The sequence below is a fragment of the Phyllobacterium sp. 22229 genome (assembly GCF_052056495.1).
Taxonomy (GTDB): Bacteria; Pseudomonadota; Alphaproteobacteria; order Rhizobiales; family Rhizobiaceae; genus Phyllobacterium; species Phyllobacterium myrsinacearum.
This window is the reverse complement of sequence record NZ_JBQEPA010000044.1, coordinates 1-10,885: the sequence shown is the minus strand read 5'-3', so window position 1 is coordinate 10,885 and position 10,885 is coordinate 1. Positions and strand designations below refer to the sequence as shown.

The 10,885-nt window shown below is 58.0% G+C and carries 10 protein-coding genes; 5 read left to right on the top strand and 5 right to left on the bottom strand.

All coding sequences use genetic code 11. The features are described 5' to 3' along the window. Positions 1-887 (top strand): Mrp/NBP35 family ATP-binding protein (locus ACTJJ7_RS27875; RefSeq protein WP_440969486.1); only part of this gene is annotated, 887 nt, incomplete at its 5' end. Positions 888-1,227: 340 nt separating this feature from the next. Beyond that, positions 1,228-4,227, top strand: a complete 3,000-nt coding sequence (locus ACTJJ7_RS27870; RefSeq protein WP_440969485.1) for a GH92 family glycosyl hydrolase — start codon at positions 1,228-1,230, stop codon at positions 4,225-4,227. A 59-nt stretch (positions 4,228-4,286) separates the two neighbouring features. Here the strand turns inward: ACTJJ7_RS27870 and ACTJJ7_RS27865 are convergent, their stop codons facing one another. After that, complete coding sequence (locus ACTJJ7_RS27865) at positions 4,287-5,915, bottom strand: alpha-D-glucose phosphate-specific phosphoglucomutase (RefSeq protein ID WP_440969484.1); 1,629 nt, start codon at positions 5,913-5,915, stop codon at positions 4,287-4,289. Between the two features lie 167 nt (positions 5,916-6,082). Between ACTJJ7_RS27865 and ACTJJ7_RS27860 the strand changes: the two genes are divergently transcribed. Both ACTJJ7_RS27860 and ACTJJ7_RS27855 read left to right on the top strand, forming a co-directional pair. Further along, positions 6,083-6,337 (top strand): type II toxin-antitoxin system Phd/YefM family antitoxin, encoded by a 255-nt coding sequence (locus ACTJJ7_RS27860; protein ID WP_440969483.1) that lies wholly within the window; start codon positions 6,083-6,085, stop codon positions 6,335-6,337. Further along, positions 6,337-6,750: a type II toxin-antitoxin system VapC family toxin gene (locus ACTJJ7_RS27855; protein ID WP_440969482.1), complete on the top strand. Its 414-nt coding sequence runs from the start codon at positions 6,337-6,339 to the stop codon at positions 6,748-6,750. Before ACTJJ7_RS27860 ends, ACTJJ7_RS27855 begins: the two co-directional genes overlap by 1 nt. Positions 6,751-6,800: 50 nt before the next feature. On the opposite strand, the gene ACTJJ7_RS27850 is transcribed toward ACTJJ7_RS27855, so the two are convergent. Then, a complete protein-coding gene (locus ACTJJ7_RS27850; RefSeq protein WP_130268492.1) occupies positions 6,801-7,418 on the bottom strand; it encodes a L,D-transpeptidase in 618 nt (205 codons plus the stop codon). Positions 7,419-7,598: 180 nt separating this feature from the next. Here ACTJJ7_RS27850 and ACTJJ7_RS27845 point away from each other — a divergent pair, with 180 nt between their 5' ends. Next, positions 7,599-8,093, top strand: coding sequence for an MmcB family DNA repair protein (locus ACTJJ7_RS27845; RefSeq protein ID WP_105737979.1), 495 nt, complete (start codon positions 7,599-7,601; stop codon positions 8,091-8,093). A 1-nt stretch (position 8,094) separates the two neighbouring features. On the opposite strand, the gene ACTJJ7_RS27840 is transcribed toward ACTJJ7_RS27845, so the two are convergent. The 3 genes from ACTJJ7_RS27840 to ACTJJ7_RS27830 all read right to left on the bottom strand — a co-directional run. Next, positions 8,095-8,658 carry an ActR/PrrA/RegA family redox response regulator transcription factor gene (locus tag ACTJJ7_RS27840; RefSeq protein WP_105737977.1) on the bottom strand — a complete coding sequence of 188 codons (564 nt, stop codon included), beginning with the start codon at positions 8,656-8,658 and terminating at the stop codon, positions 8,095-8,097. A 68-nt stretch (positions 8,659-8,726) separates the two neighbouring features. Continuing rightward, positions 8,727-10,031: an ActS/PrrB/RegB family redox-sensitive histidine kinase gene (locus ACTJJ7_RS27835; protein ID WP_105737975.1), complete on the bottom strand. Its 1,305-nt coding sequence runs from the start codon at positions 10,029-10,031 to the stop codon at positions 8,727-8,729. A gap of 63 nt (positions 10,032-10,094) precedes the next feature. Continuing rightward, positions 10,095-10,885 (bottom strand): ATP-dependent helicase C-terminal domain-containing protein (locus ACTJJ7_RS27830; RefSeq protein ID WP_440969481.1); only part of this gene is annotated, 791 nt, incomplete at its 5' end.

Below are 10,885 nucleotides of genomic sequence, written 5' to 3'. Positions count from 1 at the left end.
AACACCCAGGCGTTCGGCAACCTCCTTGCTGTGCAGACCCTGGGCGCACAGTAAAATCATCTGGCAACGATCTGACATCGGGTGTTCCCGGCGTTGGCGCGATCATTGCCGTCGCCTCGGGCAAGGGCGGCGTCGGCAAGTCGACGACCGCGGTCAATCTGGCGCTCGGTCTGCAGGCCAACGGCCATCGTGTCGGCATTCTCGATGCGGATATCTATGGGCCGTCCATGCCGCGCCTGTTGCATCTCTCCGGCCGCCCGGAAGTCGTTTCCGGCCGTGTGCTCAAGCCCATGGAGGGCTATGGCCTGAAGGTCATGTCGATCGGTTTCCTGGTCGACGAGGAAACCCCGATGATCTGGCGCGGCCCGATGGTGATGTCCGCGCTGACGCAGATGCTGCGCGAGGTGCAGTGGGGTGAACTTGACGTGCTGGTGGTCGATATGCCGCCCGGCACCGGCGACGCCCAACTGACCATGGCGCAGCAGGTACCGCTTGCCGGAGCTGTCATCGTCTCGACACCGCAGGATCTGGCGCTGATCGATGCGCGCAAGGGGCTCAACATGTTCAAGAAGGTCGATGTGCCCCTGCTCGGCATTGTCGAGAACATGAGCTATTTCATCGCGCCCGATACTGGCAACCGCTACGACATTTTCGGCCATGGCGGCGCCAGGGCTGAAGCCGAACGGCTCGGTGTTCCCTTCCTTGGCGAAGTGCCGCTGGTGATGGAAATCCGGGAAATGTCGGATGCCGGCAAGCCGGTCGTCATCAGCAATCCGGAAGGGCCGCAGGCGAAGGTCTATCGCGAGATCGCCGCCAGGGTCTGGGACCAGCTGCAGGCGGCAAAGGCCGATCCCGGACGGACGGCTCCAGCGATTGTTTTCGAGTAGCAGTTTGTCAAAGAGCCCAGGCTGGTAAATATCCGGATTCCTTCCCGATGGCCATCTTGCCTAAGAATGTGTACGGCAGTGGCGGCCGGATTGTTTCTGCAATCTGGCGGGAAAGCCCACCAACGCGACTAAATCATTCTCTTGGACTTAAGATGAATTGACACCAATTGGCTTAAGGAAATAATCCGGTACCGTACTTCAATCGTTTTAAATCGCTTTGGGAGGAGTACGGTTTGAAAGCGTGATTGTTATAACCACGCGCGTATCGGGCGCGACATCTATTTTTCAACGCATCATTTCAAGCACAAATTTAAGGACAAAATCTATTTGGGAGGAACCAATGACATTGAGATGTGTCATCATCGCCGGACTTCTCGGCGGAACCATACTGGCGGGCTGTAATAATTCGAACGATGCAAAGCTAGCGACGCCCGATACGCTGCAAGGCACTTTTGCGGAAGAGATCAGCCAATTGAAAGGCCAGGTCAATCAACTGCAGCAATCGGCCGCAAACCAGACGCAAGCCGATCAGGCAACGATCAAGGGCCTGAAGGACGCCGTGGACACTTTGCAGGCGAACACCGTGATTCTGCAAGGAAACGCAGCCACCTCGAAAGAGGTATTCGCCGCATTCAAGTCCACCATCGAGCTTTTGCAAAGCCGTGTCGGCCAGATAGAAGCTCTGCAGGCGCTTGGGCCCCGCATCGACGAGTTGGGTGTCAGCCTCAAGTCGCTGACGGACAATTTCAAAACTCTGAATGGGCAAACCCAGGCCTCACAGGCTGATCTGGACACGCTTAAACCTTTGCGAAGACAGTTTGCGGCACTCAAAGACGATTATGACAAGGCAATAAAGCTGAAATTGGAAGCGGCAGCACTCGCCCCTCTGCTCGACGAGCTCAAGCAGTTGAAGAATTCAGGCAAGGCCGATGCCGCGACGCTTGCAAGCTTGCAGACGAAGCTCGACAGTTTGAAGGATGCAGTCGACAAAGCAAAGCTCGGAACAGATTTAGCCGAAGGTTTCAAAAATCGCATTGCCGCGTTGGAGGCGGCGGTCGGCTTGCGCGTCGATACGGCCTTGACACAATATGTCAATCCGCTGATCGGGTCGGGTCAGTCGCCTGCATCGGATGTGCCGGGGGAAAAGGAGAGTTTGCTCGGCGGTTTCGTCAATCCAGGCGCCAATGTACCTCTCGGCATGGTTTCCTGGGGACCGGAGACGGACACGATCAGCGGCGTGTGGTCCCCGCGTGGCTATCACTATGAAACGACGGCAATTCATGGTTTCCCCATGATCAATTTGAGTGGTGTCGGGTGTGGCACACGCGCGCCGTTCATGGTTCAGCCTGTGTCCAATGCGTCTGACGGGGATGCCAAATTCAGCCATGACAAGGAAACCGTTCATCCGGGCTATTATCAAGTCACATTCGATAATGAGATCAAAACGGAATTGACGGCAACAACCCGCACGGGGTTGGGGCAGTTCACTTTCCCCAAGGATAAGGGTGCCTTCCTGAAATTTACCAGTCTAAACGACGTGAAGGTAGACGTTGATGCGCGTACTATTTCCGCCAGGACAACGGGCGGCGGTTTCTGCGGTGCGCCAACCTACAATATCTATTTTTCCGCGCAGTTCGACCAAGCCTTCACCGCCAATAAATCGGGCACTATTTTAACCTTCGCAACCAAGGCGGGGGAGGCTACCACTATCGGTATGAAGGCGGGTGTTTCCTATGTCAGTATTGCTAATGCAAAAGACAATCTGATGAAGGAAAGCGCTTCGCTCTCTTTCGATGAGGCGCGAAAAAGGGCCGATAGCCTCTGGAATAAACGCCTGAATTCCATTCAGGTCACAGGCGGCACCGAGGATCAGAAAAAAATATTCTATACTGCGCTTTACCATTCCTTTTTCGCGCCTTCGGTCTTCAGCGATGCCAATGGCGAGTATGCAAGCTTTGATGGCAAAGGAACTGTGGAGAAAGTCGAAAAGGACAGGGTACACTATACGACTTTCTCAAGCTGGGACTCCTATCGTTCCCTCGCACCCATGCAGGCTCTGCTCGCTCCTAATGAGGCCGCAGACATGGCGCAGTCTCTCATCAATGATGCAAACCAATGTGGCGGCGTGTTCCCGATGTGGGTCGAAGGCACATCCAACAGCAACATCATGCCGGGCGATGGCGCTTCCATTATCGTGGCGCAAATCCATGCGTTTGGCGCCCCGAATTTTGACACCGCCACAGCGCGCAAGATCATGCTCGACATGGCGACCGGGGCTAAGACGACGTGCCGGGGCGTGACCACTCTGCCCTTTATCAAGGAATATATAGAGCGTGGCTATCTCACTGTCGGCGAAGGTCCCACATCCGATGACAATACGCCGACCTCCAACACCTTGGAATACGCCAGTACGGACTTTGCCATTTCCCGTTTTATTGATGCGCTGGACAAACAAAATAGCCAATTCGTTGCAGGTGGTGGTTCCGGTGACGCGGCTACCCTGCTGAAGCGCTCAAACAATTGGACAAATTTGTTTAATCCAGAGTGGCGCAAAGTGGAGGGGCAACCATATCCGCAGTTGCAGCCGCGCAATGCGGACGGCACATGGCCAAAATATACGCCAACGGGTGGCAAGAACAATTATCGTGAGGGTAATGCGGAACAATATACCTATATGGTGCCCCACAATATCCGTTGGCTATTGCGGATGCTGGTGAAGGACAAGGCTACCAATCCCAATTTGGAAACAGACGCCATCGATCGTCTCGACACTTTTACAAAGTATGTAAATGCTGCAACGAACTCACCCTATCTTTGGGTCGGCAACGAGCCGGGGTTTGCCACACCTTTCTTTTATAATTGGACAAGCCAGCCTTACAAATCGCAGGCACTTGTGCGCCGGATTCTTGGTAAAACCTATACAAACTCCCCGTCGGGTCTACCTGGAAATGACGATGAAGGTGCTACCTCCGGCTGGTATGTCTGGAGCGCACTCGGCCTTTATCCGGAAATTCTGGCTGTTCCCGGTTTGACCCTGACCAGCCCTATTTTCGAAAAGGCGGTTGTCTGGCAAGGCGACAAGAAGCTGATCACGATTACAACGAACAAGCCAGCCTCGACCTATATCCAGAACGTCAAGCTTGACGGCAAGCCCTACGACAGTACATGGCTACCGATTGATCCATTTGCGAAACAGCCCATAACCCTCGACTTTGCTCTTGGTGACAAACCGAGTTGCTGGGCATCAAAGCCAACAACAAACATACCACCGTCCTTCGGAGCGGACGGCAAGGACGTGCCGCTTTTGACGCCAGCCGCGGTATGCGGCCAGTCGGAGTAAAGCTCCAGACAACAAAAGGGCCGCTTTCGCGGCCCTTTTGTTGTTACTGATTTGGAAAGTCAGGTAATGACGCTCGGCTTGTCGCGGCCGGTGCGTGTCTTGATTTCAGTGAGCTCATCGGCGGCGCGGATGAGGTCGGCAAGCGCGCTTTGCGTTTCAAGATCGTGGCGCTTGGGGTCGGCCTCGTAGCGTTCGATATAAAGCCGCAACGTTGCGCCCGACGTGCCTGTCCCGGAAAGACGCAGGACAATGCGCGATCCGCCATCGAAGAGAATGCGGATGCCTTGATGCTCACTCACCGATTTGTCGACGGGGTCATGATAGGCAAAATCATCGGCCTTGGTGATCGTCAGTCCCTGCACAGTCTTGCCCGCAAGCGTCGGCAGCTTGGCCCGCAAGGCGTCGATCAGACTGTTGGCCGCGCCTGAATCCACCTCCTCGTAATCGTGACGGGTGTAGTAGTTGCGCCCATAGTCGGCCCAATGTTCCCGCGCGATCTGCTGGACGCTCTCCTTGCGCACGGCGAGGATATTCAGCCAGAGCAGCACGGCCCACAGGCCATCCTTTTCGCGGACGTGATTGGAGCCGGTGCCCGAGCTTTCCTCGCCGCAGATCGTTGCCATGCCGGCGTCGAGCAGGTTACCGAAGAATTTCCAGCCTGTCGGTGTCTCGTACATGCCGATCTTCAGCTTTTCGGCCACACGGTCGGCGGCGCCGCTGGTCGGCATGGAGCGGGCAATGCCCTTCAGCCCGGCCTTGTAGCCCGGCGCGAGATGCGCATTGGCCGCCAGCATCGCCAGCGAATCGGACGGTGTGATGTAGATGCCCTTGCCGATGATCAGGTTGCGGTCGCCATCGCCATCGGATGCGGCGCCGAAATCCGGACCATCCGGCGACATCAGGAGGTCATAGAGATCCTTGGCATAGACGAGATTGGGATCGGGATGATGCCCGCCGAAATCCTCCAATGGTACGAAGTTCACGCAGGTTCCATCCGGCGCCCCGAGGCGGTGCTCAAGGATTTCCTTGCCATAGGGGCCGGTCACCGCATGCATGGAATCGAACCGCAGGGTGAAGCCCGACTTGATCAATGCGCGGATCGCATCGAAGTCGAACAGCGTTTCCATCAGTTCGGCATAGTCAGAGACGGAATCGATGATCTCGACATCCATGCCGGCAAGCTGCTGCTTGCCAATGGTGTCGATGTCGATATCGGCGGCGTCCGCGATCAGATAGCGGTCGATGACCTTGGAGCGGGCGAATACCGCCTCGGTGATTTTTTCCGGGGCGGGGCCGCCATTGCTGATATTGTACTTGATACCGAAATCTTCGGTTGGCCCGCCGGGATTGTGGCTGGCGGACAGAACGAGTCCGCCGAAGGCCTTGTACTTGCGGATGACATTGGAAGCCGCCGGTGTTGATAGAATGCCGCCCTGGCCGACGAGAACGCGGCCAAATCCGTTGGCAGCGGCCATTTTCACGGCAATCTGCACGACATCGCGATTGTAATAGCGGCCGTCGCCGCCGATCACCAGCGTCTTGCCCTTGAAGCCGTCGAGGGAATCGAAGACCGACTGGATGAAATTCTCGACGTAGTTCGGCTGCTGGAATTCGGGAACCTTCTTGCGCAGGCCGGACGTTCCCGGCTTCTGGTCATCGAACGGCGTGGTGGCAATGGTTTTGAACATGTGGACCTTCCCGGTTATGCGCATCGGCAGCAATCTATGGGTGCCATGTCGATCAGGTCAACACGGCAAAAATCAGTTCGGCAAATAAATCAGATTGCGGTAACCGGATGATGTTTGCCCCCAGTTCCGGTTTGTAGTAACGTATCTACAATTTAAAGAGGTGCATTGTGGGCATTACAACTGTTTCGAGCAGAGAATTCAATCAGCATGCCAGTGACGTCAAAAAGGCGGCAAACAATGGCCCCGTATTCATCACGGATCGGGGCAGGCCTGCCCATGTCCTCCTGAGCATGGAAGAATATCTGAAGCTCACCGGAGGACAGGAGAGCCTCGCCGATGTGCTGGCGCAACAAGAGCCTTCGGATTTTGATTTCGACATACCCAGTCTGAATGTCCGGTTTCGTCCAGCCGATCTGTCCTGATGTTTATTCTGGATACCAATTTCATTTCCGAAATGCGCCGGCCGGACAGAGCCGATGCGAACGTTATGGCATGGGCGTCGACCATACCATTCTCTCATTTTTTCATCTCGGCAATCACGATACTGGAAATTGAACAGGGTCTGCTGCTCGTAGAGCGGCGTGATACGCAACGAGGAGCGATCCTGCGCCTGTGGCGGGACAATTGGGTGCTGCCGCGGTTCGAGGGAAGAGTTCTCGCAGTGGACACGGCTGTCGCACAACGCTGCGCGCACCTTCACGTCCCTGATCCTCAATCGGAGCGCGATGCGCTTATCGCTGCAACGGCCCTGGTCCATGGCATGGTTGTGGTAACCCGCAACATTGCGGATTTTGCATCGACAGGGGTCCGGACCCTCAATCCCTGGAACATATGAAAAAGGCCGCCTTGCGGGCGGCCCTTTCATGCAAATCGTCGATCGGCAAATTACAGCACGACCACTTTCGCACCCACCTCGGCACGGTTGAAGAGGTCGATGATGTCCTGATTCATCAGGCGGATGCAGCCCGAAGACATGGCCTTGCCAATGGACCACCATTCCGGCGTGCCGTGCAGGCGATAGCCGGTATCGCCGCCCTTGTTGAAGAGGTAGAGCGCACGGGCGCCGAGCGGATTCTGCAGGCCCGGGTCCATGCCGTCGCGGAACTCAGCCAGCTCAGGCTTGCGCTTGATCATTTCCTTCGGCGGCGTCCAGGTTGGCCATTCGCGCTTCAAGGCAACGCGTGCCGAACCATGCCATTCAAAGCCCTGCTTGCCGACGCCGATGCCGTAGCGCATGGCGCGGCCGTCACCGAGGACGAAGTAAAGGAACTTTGCCTTGGTATCGACAACGATTGTCCCTGGGGCTTCACCGCCATCGTAGCGAACTTCCTGACGCAGGAACTGCGGGGGAATCTTGGCGCGGGGAATGGCAGGAAGCACATAACCGGCGTCGGTCACGGAGGAATAGGAGGCAGTGGAATAGTTGAAGCCGATCGTGGAACAGCCGGTCAGAGCAGTTGCACCCATCAGCCCAACTGCCAGGACGATTGTCTTGAGTTGCATAGTCACCCCATCAAGTATTAGCCGAATCTAAGGCGATTCAGTTGTCTTCCCTCATTACTGCCATTATTGTTAATGCTTGATTAACCGTAAAGCGTAGTTTTCTGTTAACCATACTTATCCTCAACCAAGTGGTGCATTTTTGCCGTATTCGGTTGTACAGATCTCAGCGATACTTGCACCATGCCCCTTGTGATTCCCGGTCAGACCAGCCCGCTCATCGATGGTCGTCAGTCAGAGAACGCCATGCTGGTGCGCCGCGGCGTGCAGCGGCTGTTTCTTGACCTTGGTCTGGCGGTGATGCCGGAACTGCCGCTGGCTTCGGGACGGCGCGCCGATCTGGTTGCCGTGTCGCGCAGCGGTGAGATCTGGATTGTCGAGATCAAATCATCGATCGAGGACTGGAAGGTCGACAAGAAATGGCCGGACTACCGGGCCCATTGCGACCGGCTGTTCTTTGCCACCCATCCCGGCGTTCCCGCTGATATTTTCCCGCAGGACTGCGGGTTCATCCTCTCGGATGGTTATGGCGCGGAAATCCTGCGTGAGGCGCCCGAGCACAAATTGTCCGGGGCGACGCGCAAGGCGATGACCCTGCGCTTTGCGCGGGTCAGCGCGGCGCGCATGACACTGGCCGAATTGTCCGGAATTCACTTGCCCGAAACGGATATGGAATAGGTCAGCGCGGGGCGCGCTTTGCAAGGATGCGCTGCAGGGTACGCCGGTGCATGTTGAGACGGCGGGCCGTTTCGGAAACATTGCGGTCGCACATTTCGTAGACGCGCTGGATATGTTCCCAGCGGACGCGATCGGCCGACATCGGGTTTTCCGGCGGGGCAACCTTGGCGCCGGAGCGGCGGGTCAGCGCGGCAAACACCTCATCGGCATCGGCGGGCTTGGACAGGTAGTCGATGGCGCCGAGCTTGACGGCATTGACCGCTGTCGCGATGTTGCCGTAGCCGGTCAGGACAATGGCGCGGGTGTCTTCGCGGCGCGCCCGGATTGCCTCGATGATATCAAGGCCGTTGCCGTCGCCCAGCCGCATGTCGACCACCGCATAGGCCGGCGCATGTGTCTTGACGCTGGCAAGTCCCGCCTCGACCGATTCAGCGGTTGCAACGGTGAAACCGCGGGATTCCATGGCACGCGCCAGGCGCTGCAAAAAGGGCTTGTCGTCGTCGACCAGCAACAGTGTCCGATCGCCGCCTATGGCCGCAATATCGTCCTGATCCGTGTGTTCCATCAGGGTTTCCTGCTCATTTCTTATAAATATACTCCGTTAATGGTTCGCAATGAACAAAAAGTCAAAGGTTATCCGTTTTGTTCATCAAGTTGATTGCGCGGCCATGTCACGACAACTTCTGCGCCTTGCCCCGGATCATTGCGATTACGGAAGGTGATGGCGGCGCCGGAACGCTCCAGCAGGGTTTTGGCGATGAACAGCCCCAGGCCGAGGCCGCCGCCATGTTCATTGCTCTCGCGGTCGCGCCCGGTGGTATAGGGCTCGCCGATTCGGTCGAGAATATCAGCCGGGAAACCTTTGCCGTCATCGGCAACGACGATCTGCACGGTCTTGTCGGTCCAGCCCCAGGAGACCTGGATGGTTTCGCGAGCAAAGTCCACCGCGTTCTCCACCAGATTGCCAAGACCGTAAATGATTCCCGGATTGCGGCGGATGACCGGCTCGTTGCCTTCGCCGCGCAGTTTCGTCACCTCGATGCCGATACCGAAATTGCGGTTGGGCTCGATGACTTCCTCGATCAGCGAGGAAATCTTCAGCCGCGACATGTGTTCCTCGCTTTCGGAGGACAGGCTGGTCAGCCGTTTCAGGATTTCCCGGCAGCGGTCGGTCTGCGAGCGCAACAGCTCGATATCCTCGGCGAAGCGATCGTCCTGCGCCAGCGCCCGCTGCATTTCCTTGGCGACAAGCGCAATGGTTGCAAGCGGTGTGCCCAGTTCATGCGCCGCCGCCGCGGCAAGGCCATCGAGCGCGGAAAGATGCTGCTCGCGCTGCAGGATGAGTTCAGTCGCCGTGAGTGCATCCGCCAGAAGCCGGGCTTCCTCGGCAACGCGGTAGGCATAGACGGCGGTGAAGACCAGCGCCGAAACAACGGAACACCACACCCCTGCAATCAGCACGAACGGCAGCTGCAAGGTCTGGTCGGGATACCAGGGCAGGGGCAGGTGGAAATAGGCAAGGGCCGTCGCGCAGACCGTTACGAGGACACCGAGCGTTACGGTCGACGAGGCGGGCAGGGAGGTTGCGGAGATGATGACCGGGACGATCATCAGCACGGCGAAGGGATTTTGCAGTCCGCCGGTCATGTAGAGCAGGCCCGCCACCTGCAGGATATCGAAGGCGAGAACAGTGATGGCCGCCCGCGGTTCAAGCCGGTGGTTGATCGGGTAGCGGAACGACAAAAGGAGGTTCAGCCACGCCGAGCAGGCAATCAGCGCAAAGCAGATGCTGACCGGGAACGGAAACTTCAGATAGAGCGCGACGAAGAGAACCGCGATGCTCTGGCCCGCCACGGCCAGCCAGCGCAGGCGGATCAGCGTCGTCAGCCGCAGCCGCCGCGACAGGTATGAGGAACGTATGCTGAATTCTTGAACCATGGGCGAGCTTTAGAACAAACCCGATGCAAAGGGAATTCTCGTTTTGCATCGTTTACGGCGGGCTTATGTGCCGCGCGGTTTGGCCCGGGCCGTGGGCAGCGCCTGCGCCGGGTCTTCCGGCCAGACATGCCGGGGATAACGCCCGCGCATGTCGCTGCGCACATCGGCCCAGGAGCCTTTCCAGAAGCCCGGCAGGTCACGGGTGATCTGGATCGGCCGGTGCGCCGGGGAGAGAAGTTCGAGCAGCAGCGGGATGGTTCCGCCGGCGATGGCAGGATGAACCCCGAGCCCGAACAGTTCCTGCACGCGCACCGCGAGAACCGGGTCATCCGCATCGTAGCGGATGGGAATGTTCGAGCCGGTCGGTACCGCGAAATGCGTCGGAGCCAGCGCATCGATCCGGCGCTGCAGGTCATGGGGCACCAGCGCGCGCAGCCCTTCGACAAGCACATGCGCCGGGATCTGGTTGAGATTGGCCGTGCCGGGCAGGAACGGCAGCAGCCAGTCGTCGAGCGCGGCGATTAGGTCGGCATCGGCCATCGACGGCCAGGGTGCGCCGAGGCCCTTGTGCAGCCAGGCAAGCCGGCGGCGCAGGATCGTCGCCTCCTTCGGCCAGGGCAGGATATCGAGACCATGGCTGCGCACCGCTTCGACGACGCCCTGATTGGCCTGATCGCCGCTGGGGGCGGGCAGCGTCTTTTCCGCCAGGGCAATGGCGCCGATGCGGGTGGCATCGCGCGCCTGCAGCGCATTGCGGTTTGCGTCGTAGGTGACCTGCCGGCCGCTGACGACATCTTCGAATGCCTCGATTGTCCGGGCCTTGTCATCGGGATGAACGATATCCCACGCCACAT